We start from the raw sequence: 22,215 nt of genomic DNA, 5'->3' as shown, positions 1-22,215 counted from the left end.
CCCCGTCGTCTCCGGCGGCCGCTCAGCCCACCGGCTTCTCGAAGGTCACCAGCAACCCGTCGACGCCGCCGGGGCCGACCCGCCCCTTCACTTCGGTGGCCGTGATCGCCTTCAGCTGCCACCCGTCCGCGGCGTGGTCGTTCAGCAGCTTCTCGAGCTTCCCGCCCGACATCTTGCCGCCGACGAGCTTCTCCCGGACCTCGACCACCTTGTACGTGTAGCGCTGCATGGGCCCCATCCTGCCCCGAAGCCCCGACCTGGGCCCTTCAGCGGTGCGTGTCGAAAGCCTCGCGTTCCGTTTCGGCTGTTCATCTGGCACCCTGGAGCCCGTGTTGCGGCTTGCAGGAGCACGGCTGCTCGATGATCGGGACTATCCGGCGGTCCGTGCCGCGCTGGCCGCCGACCCGGTGGGCAGCTGCATGGTCAGCGCCCGGGTCGAGGCCACGGGCCTCGACCCGTGGCGGCTCGGTGGTGAGCTCTGGGCCGCCGACAGCCGTCCGGTCCGGGCCGGGCGGCTCCAAGGGCTCTGCTTCTCCGGGCCCAACCTCATCCCGCTGCGCGGCAACGCGCCGGCGTTGCGCTCCTTCGCCGACCGCGCCCTGCGCCGTCAGCGGACCTGTTCCTCCCTCGTCGGCCCGGCCGAGCAGGTCCTCGGCCTGTGGGACGAGCTCGAAGGCGAGTGGGGCCCGGCCCGCGAGGTCCGCGACGACCAGCCGCTGATGGCCTTGGACAGCACTCCGCTCGTGGCCGCCGACCCGCTGGTCCGTCCCGTCCGGCCGGACGAGCTCGAGCGGTACCTGCCCGCGGCCGTCGCGATGTTCATCGAAGAGGTCGGCGTCGATCCGCGCAGCGGCGACGGCGGGGCGAGCTACCGCGCCCGGGTCACGGAGCTGATCGGTGCCGGCCGCGCGTTCGCCCGCTTCGAGAACGGCGAGGTCGTCTTCAAGGCCGAGATCGGCGCCATGTCGGCGACCGTCGGGCAGATCCAGGGCGTGTGGGTGCACCCCGACCGCCGGGGCGACGGGCTCGGCACCGCCGGCACCGCCGCGGTGGCGAACCGGCTCGTCCGCGGCCTCGGCCGCACCGCCAGCCTCTACGTCAACGGCTTCAACACCCCCGCCCTCGCGGCCTACCGCAAGATCGGGTTCAAGCAGGTCGGCCAGTACGCGACGGTGCTGTTCTAGCCACTCTTCCGTGGCGGCGTTTCACGCCGACAGAAGCCCCGCTGACCAGGCATTATCCCGTCATGAGTGCACGTCGGCGCCGCAGTGCGCTCGCGGTGCTGCTGCTCGCCGCCGCGACCACGGCCGGGTGCTCGGGCGACGGTCCCGAGGACGCCCTCTCCGCCTTCCTGGCCGCCGTCGGGGCCGGGGACGTCGCCGCCGCGGCGGCGAACACCGACTCGCCCGAAGCCGCGAAGACCGTCTTGAGCCAGGTCCGCGGCGTGCTCGACCCCGAAGGCCTCGACGTCGACGACGAAGAGGTGAAACAGCCGGACGGCGACGTCGTGACCGCCGGTTACCGGCTCACCTGGCACCTGCCGCACGGCCGCACCTGGTCCTACCGCGCCGACGCCCAGCTGCGGGCGGCCGAGCACGGCTGGCAGGTGCACTGGCAGCCGACGGTCGTGCACCCGCAGCTGGCCGTCGGCCAGACCCTGGGCATGCTGCCCCAGCTGCCGGAGACGGCGCCGGTGCTCGACCGCGACGGCGTGCCGCTGATGCGCCCGCAGACCGTGATCGGCGTGGTCGTCGACCCGCAGAAGGCCGGCGACGTGAGTGCTGTCGCGGGGACGCTCGCGAAGGCGCTGCACCGGTACGAGCCGTCGGTCACCGGCCGGTCGGTGCTGGACGGCATGAACAAGACCAAGCCCGGCGACGCCTACCCGGTGATCACCCTGCGCGCCGGCGACTACCAGCGCGTCAAGCCGGTGATCTACGACCTGCCCGGCGTCCGCTTCGCCAGCCAGGAGCGGCTGCTGCCGGTGAGCCGCGGGTCCGGGCAGCAGGTCCTGCCGGGCATCCGCGCGCTGGTCGAGCAGCAGCTGGCCGGGGCGGCGGGCTGGCGGATCGTCACCCGCGACGTCACCGGTGGCGAGGCCTCCGAACTCAAGGCCGAGCCACCGCGGCCCGCGCCCGCCGTCACCAGCACGCTCAGTGCGAAGATCCAGGCGGCCGCCGAACAGGCCCTCGGCACCGAGCCCTACCCGGCCGCGCTGGTGGCGATCCAGCCGTCGAGCGGGGACATCCTCGCCGTGGCGCAGAACGCCGCCGCCGACGACGAAGGCTCGCTGGCGCTGTCCGGGCGCTACCCGCCGGGGTCGACGTTCAAGATCGTCACGGCGGCGGCCGCCCTGTCGGCGGGGGAGGTCGAGGCCCGCAGTACCGTCGACTGCCCCGGAGCGACGACGATCGAAAACCGCGTCGTGCCGAACGAAGGCCGGTTCGACCTCGGCCGGGTGCCCCTGAAGACGGCGTTCGCGCGGTCCTGCAACACGACCTTCGCCCGGCTCGCCGCCGGCCTCCCGGGCCCGGCGCTCTCCGACACCGCCCGCTCCTTCGGCCTCGGCGCCGACTTCGTGGTGCCGGGCCTGACCACGGTGACCGGGGACGTCCCGGCCGGCGACTCGGCCGTCCAGCGGGCGGAGAACGGCTTCGGCCAGGGCACGGTGGTGGCCAGCCCGTTCGGCATGGCGCTGGTCGCGGCCACCGTGCAGGCCGGGAAGGTGCCGGCGCCCTCGATCGTGAAGGGCATGCCGGCGGCCGCGCAGAACGTCGGAGACCCGCCGTCGCCGGAGGTCCTCGACGCCCTGCGCGGGATGATGCGGGAAGTCGTCACGGCGGGCACCGCGACCGGTCTGCGGGACATCCCCGACGTCGCGGGCAAGACCGGCACCGCCCAGTTCGGCGACGGCGCCCGCTCGCACGGCTGGTTCGTCGGCTACCGCGGTGACCTGGCGTTCGCGGTGCTCCTGACCGACGCCGGGTCGTCCAAACCGGCGGTGCAGGCCGCGCACCGGTTCCTGGCGAGGATCGGCTGAGGCGGCCGTCGTAAGGTGGAGGCATGTCCGTTCGTGCCCCGCTGGTTCCCGGCGTCCAGACGCCGCGCCGTGACGTCCCCAGTTCCATCGCCCGTCCCGAGTACGTGGACAAGCCGGCGCCGAAGCGGGACACCGGCGACGGCGTGCGCACGCCCGAGGTGATCGAGGCGATGCGGGTCGCGAGCCGCATCGCGGCCCAGGCACTGGAGGAAGGCGGCAAGGCCGTCAAGCCGGGCGCGACCACCGACGACATCGACAAGGTGGTGCACGAGTTCCTGCTCGACCACCACGCCTACCCCTCGACGCTGGGTTACCGCCGCTTCCCGAAGTCGTGCTGCACGTCGCTCAACGAGGTGATCTGCCACGGCATCCCGGACTCGACGGTGATCGAGGACGGTGACATCTGCAACATCGACGTCACGGCCTACATCGGCGGCGTCCACGGCGACACGAACGCGACGTTCCTGGCCGGCGACGTCTCCGAGGAAGCCCGCCTGCTGGTGGAGCGCACCCGCGAGGCGACGATGCGGGCGATCAAGGCGGTCCGGCCGGGCCGGCAGCTCAACGTGATCGGCCGGGTCATCGAGGCCTACGCCAAGCGCTTCGGCTACGGCGTGGTCCGCGACTTCACCGGCCACGGCGTCGGCCCGGCGTTCCACACACCGCCGACGGTGCTGCACTACGAAGAGCCCTCCGTCGACACGGTCATCGAGGAGGGCATGACCTTCACGATCGAGCCGATGATCACCCTGGGCACCATCGACTACGACATCTGGCCCGACGACTGGACCGTCACCACGAAGGACAAGAAGTGGACGGCCCAGTTCGAGCACACCCTCGTGGTGACGGCCGACGGCAGCGAGATCCTCACGCTGCCCTGAGTCGTCAGTGGCTGGTCGCTTTCTTGTAGCAGCGCACCGAAAGCGGCACGAAGACCGCCAGCAGCAGCGCGATCCACAGCACCGAGGCGAGCACGGCGTGCTGCATCGGCCAGGCGCCGTTCGCCGGCATGGCCGCGCTGGTGTTGCCGAACAGCTCCCGCGCCGCCTGCGTGATCGCCGAGACCGGGTTCCAGTCCGCGATCACCCGCAGCGGCGTGGGCAGGCGGCTGCTGTCGACGAACGTGTTGGCCAGGAACGTGAGCGGGAAGATCGCCACGCTCGAGACGTTGTTGAACACCTCGGGCTTGCGCACGGCCAGCCCGAGCGTCCCCATCACCCAAGACAGCGCGTAGGCGAAGGCGAGCAGCAGGAGCACCCCACCGAGGGCCTCGAAGACGCCGGTGTGGATGCGCCAGCCGACCAGCAGGCCGACCAAGCCCATGATGAGCAGGCTCGTCACGTTCAGGATGAGGTCGGCGGTGGTCCGCCCGATCAGCACGGCGGCCGGGGACATCGGCAGCGAGCGGAACCGGTCGATGATGCCCTTCTGCAGGTCGTCGGTCAGCCCGTAGCCGGTGACGATGCTGCCCATCGCCACTGCGAGGCTGAAGATCCCCGGGAGCATGAACTCGCGGTACGACATGCCGGGGATGTCGATCACGCTGCCGAACACGTAGCCGAAGAGCAGCACGAACATCACCGGCATGAACACGATGGACCCGAGCAGGTCCATCGACCGGATGATCTTGATCGAGTTGCGCTTGGCGACGGTCACGCCGTCGGTCACGGCCATTTGCACCGCGTTCATCACACGGCCTCCTTCGCGGGTTCGGCTGTGTCGGTCACGTCGTGACCGGTGAGGGTGAGGAAAACGTCGTCGAGGGTCGGGCGCCGCACTCCGACGTCGCGGACTTCGACGCCTTCCGCGGCGAGCAGGGCGAGCGCTTCGGTAAGCGCTTTCGCGCCGTGGGTCACGGGCACGGTCAGCCGGAACGCCTCGGCCTGCGGCTCTCCGCTGGCCAGCCGGGCCAGCGCCCGCTGCGCGGTGACGACGTCGGCGTACGTGCCGACGGTCAGCTCGATCCGCTCGCCGCCGACCAGGTCCTTGAGCTCGTCGGCGGTGCCGCGGGCGATCACGCGCCCGTGGTCGATGACGGCGATGCTGTCGGCCAGCCGGTCGGCCTCTTCGAGGTACTGCGTGGTGAGCAGCAGCGTGGTGCCGCCGGCGACCAGCTCGGTGATGACGTCCCACAGCTCGGTGCGGGCCCGCGGGTCGAGCCCGGTGGTGGGCTCGTCGAGGAAGAGCACCGGCGGGTTGGCCACCAGCGCGCCGGCCAGGTCGAGCCGGCGCCGCATGCCGCCGGAGTAGCCCTTGACCGGGCGGTCGGCGGCGTCGTCGAGGCTGAACCGGGCCAGCAGCTCCCGGCCGCGCGCCTTGGCCCGCTTGGTGCCCAGGTGGTAGAGCCTGCCGACCATCTCGAGGTTTTCGGCCCCGGTCAGCTCGAGGTCGACGGCGGCGTACTGCCCCGACGCGCCGATGTGCGAACGCAGCTCGTGCGCGTCCTTCACGACGTCGAACCCGGCGACCGTCGCCCGGCCCGCGTCCGGCTTTTGCAGCGTCGTGAGGATCTGGACGGTGGTGGTCTTCCCCGCACCGTTCGGCCCCAGCACGCCGAGCACGGTGCCTTCCGGCACCGCCAAGGTCATCCCGTCGAGCGCGGTGACCTTCCCGTACTTCTTGACCAGTCCCTCGGCCACAATGGCGTCCGGCATGGATTTCCCCTTGTCTGTGTGGAGTTCAGGCGCGGCGGATGACGATGTCGCCGGTGTAGGTGTGGGCTTTGACCTCGACGGTCTCGGTGCTGCCGCCGGGTCCGTCGGCGGCGCTGAGGGTGTTGCGCACGGAGCCGGTCAGCGAGTTCAGCTCGAGCCAGGCGGCACTGCCTTCGCGGATGCCCACCTCGATCTCGCCGACGGCGGTGTCGAGGACCACCCGGTCGCGCACGACCTCGCCGAGCCGGATGTCGCCGGAGGCGGTCTTGGCGTGCACGCCCGCGTGGGCGAGGTCCACGAGGATGTCGCCGTTGGCGACGCTGACGCGCAGGTCGCCGGTCACTTCGCCGACCCGGGTCTCGCCGTTGGAGTTCTTCAGCACGGCGGTGCCGTCGATCTCGCCGATCCGCAGTTCGCCGGAGCCGGTGCCGACCTCGGCGTGCCCGGTGGCGCGCTCGATGGTGACGTCGCCGGTCGCCGTGCTGGCCTCGATGCGGGCGGCCTCGTCCAGGTGGATGTCGCCGACGGAGGTCTTGAAGCGGCTGGGACCGACCCGGCCGGTGACGCGGAAGTCGCCCATCGCGGCGGTGCCGGTGATCTGCGAACCGGCGGGCAGCTCGACCGTGACGTGCAGGGCGCCGCCCCGGCCCCAGAGCTTGGTGGCGTACTTCGGGCCCTTGACCAGCAGTTCACCGCCGGCGAACTCGACGCGGGTCTTCGCGACGGCCTTGACGTCCTCGTTCTCGTTCGGGTCCGCCGCGGTGACTTCGACGGTCGTTTCCGCGCCGTCGCCGGCGACGATCCGGACGTCCGCGATGCTGACGTCGATCGTCGCGCTGATCGGCTCGGGGGTGGGGAAAACAGGCATGGCTGCGCCCTCCTGGGGTGCTCGGATGGCGTCTCCGCAGGCCGGAGACGTATGAGAAAGGAGAAAGGGGAGTTACTGAACCCAGCCGGTGTACTTCTCGCCGAAGGCCGAACGGCGTTGGGCGGGCCGGCTGCGATCGGCGCTCAACGCGCTGCTCGCGGCCCGGACGAGCCAGGCGTTGATGGAGATCCGGTCCCGGCCGGCGGCTTCTTCGACGCGCTGCTTCAGCTGCTCGGGCAGCCGCAGGTTGATGCGCGCGACGGCGCCGTCGTCGGCCTCGGGCGGCGGCGGCACCTCGGCGGGCGCCGGTTCGGGCGTCGTGGGCAGCGCCACGGCGAACTCGGCTTCGCGCCGGCGAAGGCGGACTTCCACCGAGCCGGGGGCGAGGTCACGGGTGATCTCGTCGGCCGCGGCCGAAAGAGCGTCGAGCAGGGTGAGCCGGATCGCCGACTCGAGCGGCGCGGTGAGCCGCTCGGCGAGGGCAACGGCTTCCTCGCCCGCCGCTTCGGCGGCGACCGCGAGCTCCCGGCGGAGTTCGTCCACGAAGGGCGTCAGGTCCATGGCACAACTATGGCGCCATGATGGCACCACGACAACCCTGAATTGGCACCCCTAGGGGTCGTTGATGGCGCCATCCACCCAGAACTGGCAGGTCAGGCATGGGGAGCCCACGCGGTCACGCGCGCTCGACGCGCTCCAGGAGTTCGTCGAGGAAGCCGCACGCCTCCGCGGCCGCGCGGTCGGGGTCGCCCTCGGCGATGGCGTCGGCGAGACCTTCGTGGCCGATCTCCGGGACGTGGTTCGCGCCCGGCGTGATGCTGGAGGTCGCCGCGACGCTGGCCGTGATGACCTCGGTCAGCCCGCGGTAGAGCTCGGTCAGCAGCCGGTTGTGGCCGGCGCGGACGACGGCGCAGTGGAATTCCGCGTCCGTGCGGGCGAAGTCCTCCCAGCGTCCCTCGCGCAGGTCGACCTCGCGGCGGGCCAGCAGGGCCCGCAGCTCGGCGACCTCTTCCTCGGTCCGCTCGACGGCCGCGAGCCGCGCGCCTTCGACCTCCAGCGTGCGCCGGACCTGCAGGACCTCGCGCAGCTCCGAGCCGCAGAGCCGGCGGATCGCGCTGGACACCTCGCTGGTGGCGCGCACGTAGGTGCCGTCGCCCTGGCGGACCTCCAGGAGCCCGGTGTGCGCGAGCGCGCGGACGGCTTCGCGGACGGTGTTGCGCCCGACGCCGAGCTGCTCGACGAGCTCGGTCTCGGTGGGGATGCGTTCGCCGATCGGCCATTCGCCCTGCGTGACCGCGGTCCGCAGCTGCTCGATGACCTGGTCGACGAGGCCGGCCCGGCGCGTGGTGGCCAGAGGCACAGGATTATCCCTTCATCCAATCATCCTACGTATGCGATAGTAGCGGGCATGCGCGTCGAACACCGTGAACCCGAACTGGACGGCGTCGTCGGGATCCGGACGCCGGGGGTGGTCGCCGCCGGGGCGTTGCTCGCGGTCGCGGTGGTGCTGACCGCCCTCAACCTGCGTCCGGCGATCACCGGCGTCGGGCCCATGCTCGCCGAAATGCGCCAGGACCTGGGCACCTCCGTCGTCTGGGCCGGCGTGCTCACGACGTTGCCGACGCTCTGCTTCGCCGGCGCAGGGCTGGCCGCGCCGCTGCTCGCGCGCCGAGCCGGGGTCGGCGCCGCCATCGCGATCGCGCTGGCCGCGCTCGCCGCCGGGCTCGTGCTGCGCGTGCTCGACGGACCCGTCGTGGTGCTCGGCGGCACGCTCGTCGCCACCGCCGGGATCGCCCTGATCAACGTGCTCATCCCGGTCGTCATCAAGGACTCCTTCCCGGCCCGCATCGGCCTGCTGACCGGCGTGTACACCGCGGCCCTGCAGGGCGGCGGCGCCCTCGGGTCGGCGGTGACCCCGCGGCTCGGCGACGCGTTCGGCGGCTGGCGCCCGGCGCTGGGCAGCTGGGCGGTGCTGGCCGTCGTCGCGCTGCTGGCCTGGATGTTCGCCGCCCGCGGCACCGGCCGGGCCCCACGGCCCGCCGACGGCGCCGAGGGCGGCCGTTCGCTGCTGCGCAACCGGCTGGCCTGGATCGTCACGGGTTTCTTCGGCCTGCAGGCGTTCTACGCCTACGCGGCGATGGGCTGGTTCCCGCAGGTGCTGATGGACGCGGGCGTCCCGCGCGGCGACGCCGGGCTGCTGTTCGGCCTGGTTTCGCTGATCGCCGTGCCGATCAGCCTCGTCGTGGCGCCGATGGCGGCCCGGCAGCGCCGGCAGAGCCCGTGGATCGTCGGGCTGAGCGTGTTCGGCGTCGCCGGGACCATCGGGCTGATGCTCGCCCCGTCGTGGTCGCCCCTGCTCTGGAGCATCCTCGTCGGGCTCGGGATGAGCGTGTTCTCGCTGGGCCTGACCGTGATCGCGCTGCGCGCGCGGACCGGCGCGGACACCGCCCGGCTGTCCGGGATGGCCCAGGGCTTCGGCTACCTGTTCGCCGCGCTCGGGCCGTTCCTGTTCGGCTTGCTGCACGACCTCGCGGGCGGCTGGACGGTGCCACTGGCGATGCTGCTCGGCCTGCTCGGCGTCCAGATGGTGTTCGGCGCGCTCGCCGGCCGTCACCGCTTCGTCTGAAAGCTCAGTCCAGGGGCAGGCTGAGCAGCGCGTTCTCGATCAGCTCCGGCATCGCCGGGTGGATCCAGTACTGGCCGCGCGCCATGCTCCGCGCGTCGAGGCCGAAGCTCATCGCCTGGATGAGCGGCTGGATCACCGACGACGCCTGCGGGCCGATGATGTGCGCGCCGAGCAGCTGCCCGGTCGCCGGGTCGGCCAGGAGCTTCGCGAAGCCCGTGGTGTCCTCCATCGCCCAGCCGTACGCGATTCCGGCGTAGTCCTGCTTCGAGACCACATAGGACACACCCAGCTCGCGGGCCTTCTGTTCGGTGAGCCCGACCGACGCCACCTGCGGGTGCGTGAAGACCGCGTGCGGCACGAACCGGTGGTCGGCGGTGATCCGCTCGTCCGGGTGCAGCAGGTTGTGCTGCACCACGCGGGCTTCGTGGTTCGCGACGTGCTTCAGCTCGTGCGGCGACGACAGGTCGCCGAGGGCGTAGATGCCTTCGGCCGCGGTCTCCTGGTGGTCGTCGACCACGACGTGCCCACTGTCCATTGTGGTCACACCGGTGGCGGCGACGTCCAGCAGGTCCGAGTTCGGACGACGGCCGGTGGCGATCAGCAGCACGTCGCCCTCGACGGTTTCCGCACCCTGCGGCCCTTCGAGGTCCAGCGCGACGCCGCCCTCGGTCTTGCGCGCCCGCACGGTCTTGCGGTCCAGGCGGACGTCGAACCGCTCGGCGGCCAGTTCGGTGAAGCGCGCGCTGATGTCCTCGTCTTCCGAGCGCAGCAGCCGCCCGGAACGGTTGACCAGCGTGACCTGCACACCGAACGAGGCGAAGACGTGCGCGAACTCGGCCGCGATGTACCCGCCGCCGAGGATGACGATCCGCTCGGGCAGCTCGTCGAGCCGCATCACGGTGTCCGACGTGTGGTAGCCGACGTCGTCCAGGCCCGGGATCTCGGGGATGACCGGACGCCCGCCCGCGGCGAGCACGAACTTGTCGGCGGTCAGCACCTCGTCGGGACGTCCGTCACCGAAGCTGACGCGCAGCTCCTTGTGGCCGGTGAAGCGGCCGGTGCCCTCGTAGACGTCGACGTTCGCGTTGTCCTCGTGGCTGCGGCGGTACTCCGCGCCGCCCGCGGCGATCGGGTCGATGCGGCCGAAGACGCGGTCACGGATGTCGCGCCAGCGCACGCCCTTCAGCTCTTCGTCGACGCCGTACTTGGCGCTGTGCGAAGGGGTGTACGCGACGTCGGCGGCGTACACGAACATCTTCGTCGGGATGCAGCCCACGTTGAGGCAGGTGCCGCCGAAGGTGCCCTTCTCCACGATCGCCGTCTTCTTGCCGGCGAAGTCCGGGCCGGGGATGGAGTTCCCCGATCCCGTCCCGACGATCACCAGGTCGTAGTGGGGCACTGCATCCTCCGCGGGGTCGGTCCGGTCGGTCCACCCTAGCCAACCGAGGGCGTGAAGCCGATGTTCCCCGTTGTGCCCGACATCGTAGTGCGGGGTCAGTGGCCGGTGGCGGTGAAGTGCATCCGGTCGGTCGGGCTGCGCCACTTCCCGCCCCAGCTCCACCCGATCGCCGCGAACGCGCGCACGGTCGCGTCGCCGGCGACGACCATGCCGGGCCGCCCGCGCGAGCGGTCGACGTACGCCGAGGCCAGCTCGGGCAGCACCAGGTCGCCCTGGGTGTAGGGGTTGCAGAACGGGTTGACGTCCACGGCGAGCCCGTAGGCGTGCGCCGACCAGGTCGTCTGCCCGCGCGCCGGGCGGCAGACGAACGCGCTGGTCGAGTTGCCGTCCCCGGTCGGCGGCGCGGTGAGCTCGTCCGCGGCGGTCACGCGCATCTCCTCCAGCGGGAAGCGCGCCGCGAAGAGCTGCCCGAAGACTTTGGCGATCCCCGCCGCGCCGGTGGCGTTCACCAGCATTTCGCCGGTGTGCGCGCGGCCGTCGAAGCCCCAGAAGGACATCGTCAGGTAGCGGAGGTCGCCGGCCTGCACAGGGCAGGCGGGCTGCCAGGTGCTGCGCGCGAGGACGTCGGCGGGCACCGCGCTGATCGTCGAGGCGTAGGCATTCCCCGCCGGTGGAGGCAGAAGGTCTTTTGTCGGAAGTGCCCGATTCACCAGTTCGGGTGGCGTCGGCTCGACCTCGCCGAAGCCGTCGGGACGGCGGGGGAGGGGACGGGCACCCACCTGCCAGGGGGCCGCGGGCGCGCTCGCCGTCGTCGGCGCGGCTGTGGTGCGCGCGGTGCTCGGCGCCGACGGAGGAGCCGAAGGCGCAGGCTGCGGCGCGAGCGGCGCTTCCGGCGAGCACGCGGTCAGTGCGAGGGCCAGGACCGGCCACCGCCACGCCGCCGTCGCTCGCCGCCGCATCCGGTCAGCTTGGCAGAGGCGGTCGGTGCACGCGGAGTCCACCCGTTTCAGTGACACCGTTTTGGGCCTCCGCGGATTAGGGTATTGAGCGCACATCGTTCACGCACCGGAGTTGTCCGGCTGCCGAGTGCTTTGCCTTGTGCTGTGCCGAAGAGGGGAAGACCCATGTCCGTGAAGTTCCGCCGACCCCTGCTGTTCGCGAGCGGCGCGCTCCTCGCGGTCGCCGCGGTCGCCGTCCCGGTCGTGGCGGGTACGGCGGCGGCCGAGCCGGGCGCCGCCGGGGCCGGGAACCAGGCACGGATCGTCGGCGGCAACCAAGCTTCCCTGTCCGACCACCCGTACGTGGTGTACCTGACCGACGCGGGCGGCAACCAGTTCTGCGGCGCGGTGATCGTCAGCTCGACAGCGGTCGCGACGGCGGCGCACTGCGCCAAGGCGTTGGCGAAGCAGGACGTCCGCGTGGTGGCCGGCCGCGAAGACAAGCGCACCGACGCGGGGCAGGTCCTCGGCGTCTCCAAAGTCTGGATCAGCCAGAGCTACACCGACCCGACGCGGGGCAACGACATCGCGGTGCTGACCGTCCGCGGCCAGCTCGGCTACCGGCCCGCGAAGCTGCCCGACACCGGTGACACGGGGCTGTACACCACGGGCACCCAAGCGACCGTGCTCGGGTGGGGCCGCATCGCCGAAGGCGGCGACCGTTCCGACTACCTGCGCAGCGCCCAGGTCCCGGTGGTCTCGGACAGCGAATGCCACGCCGACTACACCGTCTACGACCAGCGGACCATGGTGTGCGCGGGTTACGAGGAGGGCGGCGTCGACGCCTGTCAGGGCGACTCCGGCGGCCCGCTCGTGGTGGGGGACACGCTGATCGGCATCGTTTCCTTCGGCGACGGCTGCGCGAAGGCGAAGAAGCCGGGCGTCTACACGCGCGTGTCGACCTACAGCGACGACATCGAGGTCCAGGCCAAGCCCCGCCTCCTCGGCTGAGCGTGCTAAGCAGGGGTATGCCGACCCTGCACGACGCGACCGGTCCGGAGCTGACCGCCGCCCAGCTGCACGACATCCTCCGCCTGCGCGTCGACGTGTTCGTCGTGGAACAGAAAGCCGCGTACCCGGAGCTCGACGGCCGTGACCTGCTCCCGGACACCCGCCACCTGTGGTGGGAGGACGCCGGCGAGGTCCTGGCGTACCTGCGGGTGCTGCTCGACCCCGGCGGCATCCGCCGCATCGGCCGCGTGGTGACGGCCGCCCACGCCCGCGGCGCCGGCTTGGCGGCCCGCTTGATGGACGCGGCCCTGACGGTCCCGGGCGAGTACGTGCTCGACGCCCAAACCTACGTCCAGGGCTTCTACGCCCGCTACGGCTTCGTCGCGGAAGGCCCCGAGTACACCGACGACGACGGAATCCCCCACATCAAAATGCGCCGCCTCCCGTGATTGAAGGGTCAACCCTGTAATCACGCGAGTCGGCTCTCGAATCACGCGTGTCGACCGGTCCGGTCCGGCTCAGGCGATCGCGCCCGGCGGTGCCGTCGCGGCGATCACCTTCACCGCACGGTCCACATCGGACTCCGTGAGGTCGGCCCGCGCCGTCAACCGCAGCCGCGAGATGCCATCCGGAACCGACGGCGGCCGGAAGCACCCGACGCGGATGCCCTGCTCGGCACACGCCGCGGCCCACGCCACCGCCGTCTCCGCGGACGGCGCCTGCACCGAAATCACGGCGGCGTCCGGCAGGCTCGCCTTCAACCCGGCCGCCTTCAACGACATCGCCAGGTTGCCCGCGTTCTCGAGCACCTTCCCCGCCAGCCCCGGCTCCTCCTTCAGCGCGTGCAACGCCGCCAGCGCGCCCGCGGCGCTCGCGGGCGCCAACGCGGTGTCGAAGATGAAGCTGCGAGCCGTGTCGATCAGGTGCTTGATCACGCGCCGCGGCCCCACCACCGCGCCACCCTGAGCGCCGAGGGACTTCGACAGCGTCAACGTCGTGACGACGTCGGGCGCGCCCGACAGCCCGGCCGCGTTGACCGCGCCGCGACCACCCTCACCCAGGACGCCGAAGCCGTGCGCGTCGTCCACGAGCAGCGCCGCGCCGTGCGAACGGCAGATGCCGGCGAGTTCGCCGAGCGGGGCGAGGTCGCCGTCGACCGAAAACACCGAATCCGTCACCACCAGCGCCCGCGGTTTGCGCCGGGTCGCCAGCGCGTGCTCGATCGCCGACGGCGTTGCGTGCGCGACCGCGGCGACGTCGGCCCGCGACAGCCGGCAGCCTTCGATCAGCGAGGCGTGGATGTACTTGTCGGTGACGATCGCGGACTCGGACCCGGACAGCGCCGTCACCGCGCCGAGGTTGGCGGTGAAGCCGGAGGAGAACACGAGCGCCGCCTGCGCGCCGCAGAACCGGGCGAGCTCCAGCTCCAGCTCGGTGTGCAGCTCGGTCGATCCGGTGACCAGCCGTGACCCGGTCGACCCGGCGCCCCAGCGCAGCGCGGCAGCCGCGGACGCCCCGGCGACGCGCTTGTCGCGGGCCAGCCCGAGGTAGTCGTTGCCGGCCAGATCCAGCTCGTCGGCCCGCGCGGGACGCGGCCGCAGCTGCCGCACGAGCCCCGCGTTCGCCCGCTTCTCCGCCTCGGCGTCGAGCCAGTCGAAAACCTCGTCGGGCGGGGGAGTCGGCGGCGTAGTCACGTCCCGCAGTCTCCCACCCGCGCCTCGGGTCGCCGTGCAGCGGGCCTGGAAACGCCGGAAGCCCCGGACCTGCAGGTCCGGGGCTTCCGAAAAAGAGCGATCAGCTGTCGTAGCCGCGACGCGGGCCACGGCTCGGGCGGCCGTAGCCACCGCCGTTGCCCGAGCGAGGCTGACGGGCGCGGCCGCCGAAGCCGCCGGGACGGCCTTCGCGCGCGCCCTGGCCGGAGCCGCCGCGGTCGCCACCACGGTCGCCGCCGCGGTCACGGTCGCCGTAGCTGCGCTCGCCGCCACGGCTGTAGCCGCCGCGGTCGCCGCCGCGGAAGTTGCCGCCGCCGCGACGCGGGCTCTCGCGCCGGCGCTCGATGACCGGCTCGCCGCTGGGCTCGCGGGCGCCGGTGATGCGGGACAGCTCGGCGTCGCCCGGGCGGACCGTGGTCGACTCCGCGCGCACGCCGGCGCGGTCGGTCAGCCGGCGGACCATCCGGCGCTGGTCGTTGGTGACCACCGTGACGACGACACCGGACGCCCCGGCGCGCGCCGTGCGGCCCGCGCGGTGCAGGTAGTCCTTGTGGTCGGCCGCCGGATCGACGTGCAGCACCAGCGAGATGTCGTCGACGTGGATACCGCGCGCGGCGACGTCCGTGGCGACCAGCACCGGGGTGTGGCCTTCCTTGAAGTCGGCGAGGACGCGGTTGCGCTGCCCCTGCGTCTTCCCGCCGTGCAGCGCCGCCGCGTTCACGCCCTGCTCGCGCAGCCGCTCGGCGAGGCGGTCGACGTGGTGCTTGGTGCGCACGAACATGATCGTGCGGCCCTCGCGGGCGCCGATCTGCGTGATGACGTCCTGCTTGTCCTGGTGCGAGACCTGGAGCACGTGGTGGTCCATGGTCGTCACGCTCGCGGTCGACGGCGCCACCGAGTGGGTGACCGGGTCGGTCAGGTACTGCTTGACCAGCCGGTTCACGTCACCGTCGAGCGTCGCGGAGAACAGCAGCCGCTGCCCACCGGGCGGGGTGAGGTCCATGATCTCGCGGACCTGCGGCATGAAGCCCATGTCCGCCATCTGGTCGGCCTCGTCGAGGGCGATGAAGTTGCAGTCGCCCAGCGACGCGGTGCCCTGGCGGACGTGGTCCGACAGCCGGCCGGGGGTGGCGATCAGCAGGTCGACGCCACGCGAGAGCGCGTCGGCCTGACGGGCGAAGGCCATGCCGCCGACGGCGGTGCGGCACCACAGGTTGAGCGACCTGGCCAGCGGGGTCAGCGAGTCGGCGACCTGCATGGCGAGCTCGCGGGTCGGAACGAGGATCAGTGCGCGGGGGCGCTTCGGGCGGGCCTTGCCGCCGTCGAGCCGGGCCAGCATGGCCAGGCCGAAGGCGAGGGTCTTGCCGGACCCGGTCTGGGCGCGGCCCAGCACGTCGCGGCCGGCCAGCGCGTCCGGGATGGTCGCGGACTGGATGGGGAACGGGCTGTTGATGCCGCCCTCGGCGAGCGCGCGGAGCAGCGGCTCCGGCAGGCCCAGTTCGGCGAAGGTCTTGGTGGCCACGAGCTCGACCGCGTCGTCGCGCAGCATGTCGCCGCCGGCCGGGCGGGTGCGCGGCTTGCGGTCGGGACGGCCCGCGTGAGCGGACGTCGAGGAAGGGCCGGAGTTGAACGTGACGGTCACAAATGCCTCTCGGACGTGGTTCGTCGCAAGGGAGGCCCGGGCAGCCCGCGCGCAGCAGGGCAAGATGGTGTGCGATGGGCGTTCACAGGGACGGACCCGGCACACCGTGTCATCGCTTGCCGACACTGCGCGCCGCTTGGGTTATACGGATCACCGCGAGCCATTCGGTGGCTCTGGAGGCGACGGACACCAACTCATCCACGCCGCCGGTTGCGGTCTGTGCTTACTGTACCCGAACCGGAGGTCGGACTTCTCATCGAGGGCACCGGTTGTGGGCGGCGTCGCAGTCGTGGCCCGGGCCACAGCCGCGCCGCCGCCGCGCGATCACCCGAGCCCGGCGGCGGAAACGAGGTCCGTCAGGAGCTCATCGGTCTTCGTGACGTGCTCGCCGAGGCCGCGGCTGTGGAACCAGCCGGCGAGGTTGCGCACGTCCCGCGCCAGGAATTCGCCGCCACCGGGGTTGGCGACGACGTCGACGACCTGGGGCAGGTCGATCACCACCAGCCTGCCCCGGTGCACCAGCAGGTTGTACGCGGACAGGTCGCCGTGCGCGAGCCCTTGCGAGGCGAGCAGTTCGAGCGCCGCGGTGGCCTGGAACCACAGGTCCGTCAGCTCGTCCGGGCCCGGACGGACCTGGGCGAGGCGGGGCGCGGCGGTGCCGTCGTCCTCGCCGAGGAACTCGAGCAGCAGTTCCGTCCCCTCGCGCTGCACCGGGTAGGGCACCGGCGCGCCGAGCGTCCACAGGCGACTCAGTGCGGCGAACTCCGCGACGGCCCACTGTTCGGCGATGAGGTTGCGGCCGAACGCGCTGCGGTGCGCCATCGCCCGGTTTTCGCGGGACCGGCGCATCCGCCGCCCTTCCAGGTAGCCCGCGTCGCGGTGGAACAGCTTGTGTTCGTCGCTGCGGTAGCGCTTCGCGGCGAGTAGCACGCCCGGCGTGCCGGGCAACCCGCGCCGCAGGAGGTGGACATCGGCTTCCTTGCCGGTCTTGAGGACGCCGAGGTCGGTGTCGGCCGCGGCGAGCTCGGTGACGACCCAGTCCGGCCGGGGGTGCGGGCCGTGTTCGGCGTCGTCCCAGGTGGACCAGCGGTCGGCGCCCTCGGGCAGCTGGTTCTCGGTGTAGGCGTCGTCGCGCAGTTTCGCGAGGCGGACGCGTTCGCCTTCGGTCAGCCGGCCGCGGCGCGTGGGTTCGGGTTCGTCCAACCGGCCGCGGCGGCGCGAACGCGCCTGGCTGCGGGAGGGTTGTTCGTCGAACAGGTCGGAATCTTCGAAGTCGTGCTGACGCACTGGTGGGGTTCTCCTCGATCAGGGATGCCCCACCGGGCGCGTAGTCAGCCTCGGGGGGCGGGTGGGTGAGGGCGCGAAAGGGCCCGGACACTCATCACGTGAGGCACCTCCCCGCTCTCGTACGCACCGGCTCCCTGCCGGAGGAGCCCAGCTTGCCCGAGGAGTCCCGGGGCGCGCAAGCGAATAGCGCGAACGGTCCGTTCGTGCGCTTTCCTTGAATTCCACTCGCCGCCGCGGTCACGATGAACGGGCAGGCCGATCGAGGGGGGCGGATGGATTCCTACGACGTGGTGATCGCCGGCGGCGGGCACAACGGGCTGGTGGCGGCCGCGTACCTGGCGCGGGCGGGCCGTTCGGTGCTCGTGCTCGAACGGCGTGGCGAGACCGGGGGCGCGGCGGTGTCCTTCCGCGCGTTCGACGGCGTCGACGTCCGGCTTTCCCGCTACTCGTACCTGGTCAGCCTGCTGCCCAGGAAGATCGTCGCCGAGCTCGGTCTCGACGTGGAGCTGCGGCGGCGCCGGATGTCGTCCTACACCCCGGCGGGCGGCACCGGTCTCCTGGTCGACACGGGCGACGAAACCCGGACCGCCGCGTCGTTCCGCGCGGTCACCGGATCCACTGTGGACTTCGCCGCGTGGCGGCGCTTCTCCGCGTTGACCGGGCAGGTCGCCGAGCGCGTCTTCGGCACGCTCACCGAGCCGCTGCTGTCCGAAGTGGACTTCCGGGACCTGGTCGGCGGCGAGGCGTGGTCGGTGCTGTTCGAGCGGCCGGTGGGCGAGACGCTCACCGCGTGGTTCGGCGACGACACCGTGCGCGGAGTCGTGCTCACCGACGCGCTGATCGGCACGTTCGCTTCCGCAGGGGAGGCGGACCTGCGGCAGAACCGCTGCCTGCTGTACCACGTGATCGGCAACGGCACCGGCGACTGGGACGTGCCGGTCGGCGGCATGGGCGCGGTCACCGGCTCGCTCGCGGCGGTGGCGGCCGCGGCGGGCGCACGCCTGGTGACCGGAGCGGAGGTGCTGGCGGTCGATCCGGACGGCGAGGTGCGCTACCGGCGGGACGACGCCGAGCACGTCGTCCGGGGCGGCCACGTCCTGGCCAACGTCGCACCGGCGACGCTCGCGCGGCTGCTGGGCGAGGACCCGGCGGACCGTCCGGAAGGCGCGCAGCTGAAGGTGAACCTGGTCCTGTCGCGGCTGCCCAGGCTGCGCGACCCGGACGTCCGGGCGGCTGAGGCGTTCGGCGGCACGTTCCACGTCAACGAGACCTTCACCCAGCTCGAAACGGCCTACCGCGAGGCGGCGGCGGGAAGGATCCCCGCGCTGCCGCCGTGCGAAATCTACTGCCATTCGCTGACCGACCCGTCGATCCTCGGCCCGGCCGAACGCGCGGCCGGCGTGCAGACCCTCACCTTGTTCGGCTTGCACATGCCGGCGCGGCTCTTCGCAGGGCGCAACGAAGAGGCACGCGAAGAGGCGTTGCGCGCGACGCTGGCTTCGCTGAACAGCGTGCTCGCCGAGCCGATCGAGGACTGCCTGCTGACCGCGCCGGACGGCCGGCCGGCCGTGGAGGCGAAGACCCCGCTCGACCTGGAAGCCGAGCTGGGCCTGCCGGCCGGGCACATCTTCCACCGGGACCTGTCCTGGCCGTTCGCGGAGGACCCGGCCCAGGCCGGTCGTTGGGGCGTCGAGACGGCACACGAACGCATCCTGCTGTGCGGGGCGGGAGCGGCGAGGGGAGGTGGTGTCAGCGGCATTCCCGGCCACAACGCGGCGATGGCGGTCCTCGGCGTCCGGTGACCTCCGGCCTCACGCGTGCTCGGTGCACAGGCACGCGACGCCGGGTTCGATCCACTCCCGGCCGGTCCACTCCGGGTGGCGGTCCACGAGGACCGCGCGGACTTCGGCGGTGAGCTCGTCCCGGGCCATCGCGGAGTCGCGGCGACGCCAGGTCTCGTCCCGCAGCTCGCGCAGGTAGTCGCGGACGTCGGTGAGCACCGACGGGCCACCGACCTCTCCGTGCCCCGGGACGACCACCCGCGCTCCGCCGGCGACCAGCCGGTCCAGCACCGCGAGCCAGCCCACGCCCGAGACGTCGGTGTCGTGCGGCGGGAACCACGGGAAGATGGCGAACTGCCCGGTCTCGGCCAGGTCGCCGGTGAACAGCACACCGGCGTCCGGCACCTCGACGACCTGATCGCCCTTCGTGTGGCCGCGGCCGGTGGGGCGCAACCGGACGGTCCGGCCGCCGAGGTCGAGCGGGTGCCCGTCGTCGTAGACCACGTCGGGGGTGGGCAGCCGGACGCCGTCGAGGCGGCGGGCGATCGGCTCGCCCAAGCCGCGGAACATGTCCAGGTAGCCGGGGCCCTTGGTGGCGAGGTCCTCGGCCTGGCCGCGGTTGACCAGGTACGTGGCCTCGCCGGCGAACACCTGCGCGCCGAACGCGTGCTCGGGGTGGAAGTGCGTCGTGGTCAGGTACAGGCGGCGGCCCTTCGCCACCTCCCGCGCGAGGGCGAGCACCTGCTCCGCGTTGGCGGTACCGATGCCCGTGTCGACGACCAGGACGGCTTCGGTGCCGCCCACGATGCCGATGTTGGGCACCAGGTCGACATGGTCGTTCGGGATCACCAGCAGGTCGGGGGCGAGCTCCCGGGCGCCGGAGACGCGCACGGCGGGGTCGGTCGGTTCGGTCATGCCCCGATTCCACCGGCTCGGGGCAGCGGCCGTCCAAGACCGGTTCGGTGGTGCCGATACCGGGCGAATATCGTCGCCGGTCATGGAGCTGCGCACGCTGCGGTACTTCGTGGCCGTCGCCGAAGAACTCCACTTCGGCCGGGCCGCCGCGCGGCTGCACATGAGCCAGCCGCCGCTGAGCCGGGCGATCAAGCAGCTGGAAACCGACGTCGGTGCCGTCCTGCTGCTGCGGTCCGCCGCGGGCGTGACGCTCACCCCGGCCGGGGTGGCGCTGCTGGCCGAGGCGCGGGCGCTGCTCGGCCGGGCCGACCGGGCCCGCGTGCGCGTCGCCACGGCGGCGGGCACGCCCACCCTCACCGTCGGCATCCTCGGCGACGGTGCCGACCCGGGCGCGACGCGGCTCGCCGACGCCTACCGGCGGCAGCACCCGGGCGTCGAGGTCCGCGTCCGCGACGCCGACCTGACCGACCCGACCTGCGGGCTGCGCGCCGGGCTGGTCGACGTCGCGCTGACCCGCGGGCCGTTCGACGAGACCGGCCTGACGGTGCACGAGCTGCGCGCCGACCCGGTGGGCGCGGTGCTGCGCGCCGACGACCCGCTGGCCGGGCGCGAGCACCTGGATCTGGCCGACCTGGCCGGACGGCGCTGGTTCCGGTTCCCCGACGGCACCGACCCGCGCTGGCAGGCGTACTGGCACGCCGGCGAACCCCGCGAAGGGCCGGTGGTGCGCGCGGCCCAGGAGTGCCTGCAGGCCGTGCTCTGGAACGGCACCGTCGGGCTGATGCCCCTCGGTCACCGGCCGCCGGGCGAACTGGTCGTGGTGCCGTTGCCCGGCATGGCGCCGAGCCCGGTGGTGGTGGCGTGGCCGGAGGGCGACGCCGGCCCGTTGGTCCGCTCGTTCGCGAGGATCGCGACGGCCGCCTACCGGGACTGAGCCGTGCGGTCGCGCGGCGACGGCAGCCGGAACAGGCCCGGCAGCCTGCGCAGGGCCGCGCTGTCGCCGGACGTCGACGCTTCGCCGGTCGCGACGGCGTCGGAGAGCGTGAGGCTCTGGCCGGTGAGGCGGACGAACGCCGTTTCGCTGATCGTGACGGTCGCGTCGGGGTGCTGAGCCGGCCCGTGCAGTGCGTCGATCGTCCCGTCGGCGACGCGGGCGTGGAACACCTCGTCGCCGATGCGGAACTCGTACACCGCGCGCAGGTCCCCGGCGGCCTCGGCGTCGAAGGACGCCCGCAGGCCGAGCACCGCCCAGCCGGGGTGGAACGTTTCGGTCTCGCGGCGTTCGCCCATCGCCCACTTCAGGCCCCAGCGCGCCAGCGCGAGGATCGCCGGGCCGAGCTCTTCGCCGGCCTCGGTGAGGGCGTAGGCGGGGGTCCGGGCCGGCGGCGGGAGCGTCACCTTGTGCGCCAGCCCGTCGCGTTCCAGGTTCTTGAGGCGGGCGGCCAGCAGTCCCGTGCCGAGGCCGCGGAGGCTCGCCTGCAGGTCGCCGAAGCGCTTGGGCCCGGTCAGCAGCTCGCGGATCAGCAGCAGCGTCCAGCGTTCGCCGACGAGGTCGAGGGTGCGCGCGGTCGCGCAGTACTGGTTGTACGTCCGCTGGTCCACTGCATCACCCTAGACTTCGCGCTTCTCGTTCTTGAACTCCGAGAAGGACGCCGGCGAGCGCTTCGGGGTGGGTGAGCATCACGTCGTGCGGAGCGTCCAGCGCGAGCGTCCGGTAGCCGATGGCGGCACCGAACCGGTCGAACGGGTAGACCTGCGGCCGGCACCAGACGGCCGTGCCGGGGATCCGGTCGACGGCCCCGCTCAAGCGGGTGGTCTCGGCGAACGAACGCAGTGGCTGCGGGATCAGCCGCGGTGCCAGCCAGGCCACGTCGTCCGGGTCGGTGACGCCGTAAGCGGCCGGTGGTGGCGCGGGGATCGCCCGGCCGTCGCCGGCCGCGCCCAGCAGGGCCTGCACGGTGGTGTCGGGAGCAAGGCCCAGCAGGCTGGTGCCGTCGGGGCCCGCCCAGCCGTCCACGAGAACGACGTGGCCGACGGCGTCCGGCCGCGCGTCGGCCGCCTCCCGCACCACCAGGCCCGCGTAGCTGTGCCCGACCAGCACGACGTCGTCGTCGCGAACGGCGTCGAGCGCGGTGACCACGGACTCGGCGTGGTCGTGGAGCCCGTGACCGGTGGACGCGCCGAGTTCCGGGGTCACCGTGCGCGCTCCGGCGGCGTGCAGCAGCGGGACGATCCGGTCCCAGGCCCACGGGCCGTGCCAGGCGCCGTGGACCAGAACGAACGTGGTCATCGCTTTTCCTCCTCGTGCCGCGTCTCGGCCGGAACCTTAACCCATTGACTTC

At 72.6% G+C, this 22,215-nt stretch carries 22 protein-coding genes; 8 read left to right on the top strand and 14 right to left on the bottom strand.

The window, feature by feature from the left end; translation table 11 throughout:
- Window positions 1-22: 22 nt before the first annotated feature.
- On the bottom strand, window positions 23-229 hold the full coding sequence (locus AB0M80_RS26415) for a DUF4177 domain-containing protein (RefSeq protein ID WP_364570090.1): 207 nt from the start codon (window positions 227-229) through the stop codon (window positions 23-25).
- 100 nt (window positions 230-329) lie between these two features.
- Here AB0M80_RS26415 and AB0M80_RS26410 point away from each other — a divergent pair, with 100 nt between their 5' ends.
- From AB0M80_RS26410 to map, 3 genes are all read left to right on the top strand, one after another.
- Window positions 330-1,184 carry a GNAT family N-acetyltransferase gene (locus AB0M80_RS26410; protein ID WP_364570087.1) on the top strand — a complete coding sequence of 285 codons (855 nt, stop codon included), beginning with the start codon at window positions 330-332 and terminating at the stop codon, window positions 1,182-1,184.
- 62 nt (window positions 1,185-1,246) lie between these two features.
- Complete coding sequence (locus AB0M80_RS26405; protein WP_364570084.1) at window positions 1,247-3,040, top strand: penicillin-binding transpeptidase domain-containing protein; 1,794 nt, start codon at window positions 1,247-1,249, stop codon at window positions 3,038-3,040.
- A 23-nt stretch (window positions 3,041-3,063) separates the two neighbouring features.
- Window positions 3,064-3,921: a type I methionyl aminopeptidase gene (gene map, locus AB0M80_RS26400; protein WP_364570081.1), complete on the top strand. Its 858-nt coding sequence runs from the start codon at window positions 3,064-3,066 to the stop codon at window positions 3,919-3,921.
- 4 nt (window positions 3,922-3,925) lie between these two features.
- Here the strand turns inward: map and AB0M80_RS26395 are convergent, their stop codons facing one another.
- The 5 genes from AB0M80_RS26395 to AB0M80_RS26375 form a co-directional block, all read right to left on the bottom strand.
- Window positions 3,926-4,729, bottom strand: coding sequence for an ABC transporter permease (locus AB0M80_RS26395; RefSeq protein WP_364570078.1), 804 nt, complete (start codon window positions 4,727-4,729; stop codon window positions 3,926-3,928).
- Window positions 4,729-5,694 (bottom strand): ATP-binding cassette domain-containing protein, encoded by a 966-nt coding sequence (locus AB0M80_RS26390; protein ID WP_364570075.1) that lies wholly within the window; start codon window positions 5,692-5,694, stop codon window positions 4,729-4,731. The genes AB0M80_RS26395 and AB0M80_RS26390 overlap by 1 nt, the downstream gene beginning before the upstream one ends.
- A gap of 25 nt (window positions 5,695-5,719) precedes the next feature.
- Entirely contained in the window at window positions 5,720-6,562 is an 843-nt protein-coding gene (locus AB0M80_RS26385) for a DUF4097 family beta strand repeat-containing protein (RefSeq protein ID WP_364570073.1), read from the bottom strand.
- 72 nt (window positions 6,563-6,634) lie between these two features.
- Window positions 6,635-7,123: a hypothetical protein gene (locus AB0M80_RS26380; RefSeq protein ID WP_364570070.1), complete on the bottom strand. Its 489-nt coding sequence runs from the start codon at window positions 7,121-7,123 to the stop codon at window positions 6,635-6,637.
- A gap of 115 nt (window positions 7,124-7,238) precedes the next feature.
- Window positions 7,239-7,922 (bottom strand): FadR/GntR family transcriptional regulator, encoded by a 684-nt coding sequence (locus AB0M80_RS26375; RefSeq protein ID WP_364570068.1) that lies wholly within the window; start codon window positions 7,920-7,922, stop codon window positions 7,239-7,241.
- A gap of 48 nt (window positions 7,923-7,970) precedes the next feature.
- On the opposite strand from AB0M80_RS26375, the gene AB0M80_RS26370 reads away from it, so the two are divergent.
- Window positions 7,971-9,188 carry an MFS transporter gene (locus AB0M80_RS26370; protein WP_364570065.1) on the top strand — a complete coding sequence of 406 codons (1,218 nt, stop codon included), beginning with the start codon at window positions 7,971-7,973 and terminating at the stop codon, window positions 9,186-9,188.
- A 4-nt stretch (window positions 9,189-9,192) separates the two neighbouring features.
- On the opposite strand, the gene AB0M80_RS26365 is transcribed toward AB0M80_RS26370, so the two are convergent.
- Both AB0M80_RS26365 and AB0M80_RS26360 read right to left on the bottom strand, forming a co-directional pair.
- Entirely contained in the window at window positions 9,193-10,587 is a 1,395-nt protein-coding gene (locus AB0M80_RS26365; protein WP_364570062.1) for a mycothione reductase, read from the bottom strand.
- A gap of 95 nt (window positions 10,588-10,682) precedes the next feature.
- Window positions 10,683-11,546 (bottom strand): M15 family metallopeptidase, encoded by an 864-nt coding sequence (locus AB0M80_RS26360; RefSeq protein ID WP_364570059.1) that lies wholly within the window; start codon window positions 11,544-11,546, stop codon window positions 10,683-10,685.
- A gap of 165 nt (window positions 11,547-11,711) precedes the next feature.
- On the opposite strand from AB0M80_RS26360, the gene AB0M80_RS26355 reads away from it, so the two are divergent.
- A complete protein-coding gene (locus AB0M80_RS26355; RefSeq protein WP_364570056.1) occupies window positions 11,712-12,536 on the top strand; it encodes a serine protease in 825 nt (274 codons plus the stop codon).
- A 17-nt stretch (window positions 12,537-12,553) separates the two neighbouring features.
- The gene (locus tag AB0M80_RS26350; RefSeq protein ID WP_364570053.1) at window positions 12,554-12,985 is read left to right on the top strand and encodes a GNAT family N-acetyltransferase; all 432 of its coding nucleotides are present in this window, start codon (window positions 12,554-12,556) and stop codon (window positions 12,983-12,985) included.
- 69 nt (window positions 12,986-13,054) lie between these two features.
- Here the strand turns inward: AB0M80_RS26350 and AB0M80_RS26345 are convergent, their stop codons facing one another.
- The 3 genes from AB0M80_RS26345 to AB0M80_RS26335 all read right to left on the bottom strand — a co-directional run bounded on the left by AB0M80_RS26345 (window position 13,055) and on the right by AB0M80_RS26335 (window position 17,177).
- Window positions 13,055-14,230 carry an 8-amino-7-oxononanoate synthase gene (locus AB0M80_RS26345; RefSeq protein ID WP_364570051.1) on the bottom strand — a complete coding sequence of 392 codons (1,176 nt, stop codon included), beginning with the start codon at window positions 14,228-14,230 and terminating at the stop codon, window positions 13,055-13,057.
- Between the two features lie 100 nt (window positions 14,231-14,330).
- Window positions 14,331-15,890, bottom strand: a complete 1,560-nt coding sequence (locus AB0M80_RS26340; RefSeq protein WP_364570048.1) for a DEAD/DEAH box helicase — start codon at window positions 15,888-15,890, stop codon at window positions 14,331-14,333.
- A gap of 324 nt (window positions 15,891-16,214) precedes the next feature.
- Window positions 16,215-17,177, bottom strand: coding sequence for an RIO1 family regulatory kinase/ATPase (locus tag AB0M80_RS26335; RefSeq protein WP_364570045.1), 963 nt, complete (start codon window positions 17,175-17,177; stop codon window positions 16,215-16,217).
- Window positions 17,178-17,449: 272 nt separating this feature from the next.
- Here AB0M80_RS26335 and AB0M80_RS26330 point away from each other — a divergent pair, with 272 nt between their 5' ends.
- Complete coding sequence (locus AB0M80_RS26330) at window positions 17,450-18,979, top strand: NAD(P)/FAD-dependent oxidoreductase (RefSeq protein ID WP_364570042.1); 1,530 nt, start codon at window positions 17,450-17,452, stop codon at window positions 18,977-18,979.
- Window positions 18,980-18,988: 9 nt separating this feature from the next.
- On the opposite strand, the gene AB0M80_RS26325 is transcribed toward AB0M80_RS26330, so the two are convergent.
- Window positions 18,989-19,873 (bottom strand): MBL fold metallo-hydrolase, encoded by an 885-nt coding sequence (locus AB0M80_RS26325; protein WP_364570039.1) that lies wholly within the window; start codon window positions 19,871-19,873, stop codon window positions 18,989-18,991.
- Between the two features lie 82 nt (window positions 19,874-19,955).
- Here AB0M80_RS26325 and AB0M80_RS26320 point away from each other — a divergent pair, with 82 nt between their 5' ends.
- Window positions 19,956-20,807: a LysR substrate-binding domain-containing protein gene (locus AB0M80_RS26320; protein WP_364570037.1), complete on the top strand. Its 852-nt coding sequence runs from the start codon at window positions 19,956-19,958 to the stop codon at window positions 20,805-20,807.
- Here the strand turns inward: AB0M80_RS26320 and AB0M80_RS26315 are convergent.
- Entirely contained in the window at window positions 20,795-21,475 is a 681-nt protein-coding gene (locus AB0M80_RS26315) for a winged helix-turn-helix transcriptional regulator (protein WP_364570035.1), read from the bottom strand. The two genes, AB0M80_RS26320 and AB0M80_RS26315, sit on opposite strands and share 13 nt — an antisense overlap.
- Window positions 21,476-21,479: 4 nt before the next feature.
- Complete coding sequence (locus AB0M80_RS26310; protein WP_364570032.1) at window positions 21,480-22,163, bottom strand: alpha/beta fold hydrolase; 684 nt, start codon at window positions 22,161-22,163, stop codon at window positions 21,480-21,482.
- Between the last annotated feature and the right edge of the window lie 52 nt (window positions 22,164-22,215).

Source organism: Amycolatopsis sp. NPDC051045, from assembly GCF_040682955.1.
Lineage (GTDB): Bacteria > Actinomycetota > Actinomycetes > Mycobacteriales > Pseudonocardiaceae > Amycolatopsis.
Note: the sequence above shows the minus strand (reverse complement) of the source record. Positions and strands in the feature narration are given on the sequence as shown.

Excerpts from the sequence above, each read along its gene's own strand:
- AB0M80_RS26415 (WP_364570090.1), bottom strand. The coding sequence starts at position 229 with ATGCAGCGCTACACGTACAAGGTGGTCGAGGTCCGGGAGAAGCTCGTC.
- AB0M80_RS26405 (WP_364570084.1), top strand. The coding sequence starts at position 1,247 with ATGAGTGCACGTCGGCGCCGCAGTGCGCTCGCGGTGCTGCTGCTCGCC.
- map (WP_364570081.1), top strand. The coding sequence starts at position 3,064 with ATGTCCGTTCGTGCCCCGCTGGTTCCCGGCGTCCAGACGCCGCGCCGT.
- AB0M80_RS26395 (WP_364570078.1), bottom strand. The coding sequence starts at position 4,729 with ATGAACGCGGTGCAAATGGCCGTGACCGACGGCGTGACCGTCGCCAAG.
- AB0M80_RS26390 (WP_364570075.1), bottom strand. The coding sequence starts at position 5,694 with ATGCCGGACGCCATTGTGGCCGAGGGACTGGTCAAGAAGTACGGGAAG.
- AB0M80_RS26385 (WP_364570073.1), bottom strand. The coding sequence starts at position 6,562 with ATGCCTGTTTTCCCCACCCCCGAGCCGATCAGCGCGACGATCGACGTC.
- AB0M80_RS26380 (WP_364570070.1), bottom strand. The coding sequence starts at position 7,123 with ATGGACCTGACGCCCTTCGTGGACGAACTCCGCCGGGAGCTCGCGGTC.
- AB0M80_RS26370 (WP_364570065.1), top strand. The coding sequence starts at position 7,971 with ATGCGCGTCGAACACCGTGAACCCGAACTGGACGGCGTCGTCGGGATC.
- AB0M80_RS26360 (WP_364570059.1), bottom strand. The coding sequence starts at position 11,546 with ATGCGGCGGCGAGCGACGGCGGCGTGGCGGTGGCCGGTCCTGGCCCTC.
- AB0M80_RS26355 (WP_364570056.1), top strand. The coding sequence starts at position 11,712 with ATGTCCGTGAAGTTCCGCCGACCCCTGCTGTTCGCGAGCGGCGCGCTC.
- AB0M80_RS26350 (WP_364570053.1), top strand. The coding sequence starts at position 12,554 with ATGCCGACCCTGCACGACGCGACCGGTCCGGAGCTGACCGCCGCCCAG.
- AB0M80_RS26330 (WP_364570042.1), top strand. The coding sequence starts at position 17,450 with ATGGATTCCTACGACGTGGTGATCGCCGGCGGCGGGCACAACGGGCTG.
- AB0M80_RS26325 (WP_364570039.1), bottom strand. The coding sequence starts at position 19,873 with ATGACCGAACCGACCGACCCCGCCGTGCGCGTCTCCGGCGCCCGGGAG.
- AB0M80_RS26320 (WP_364570037.1), top strand. The coding sequence starts at position 19,956 with ATGGAGCTGCGCACGCTGCGGTACTTCGTGGCCGTCGCCGAAGAACTC.
- AB0M80_RS26310 (WP_364570032.1), bottom strand. The coding sequence starts at position 22,163 with ATGACCACGTTCGTTCTGGTCCACGGCGCCTGGCACGGCCCGTGGGCC.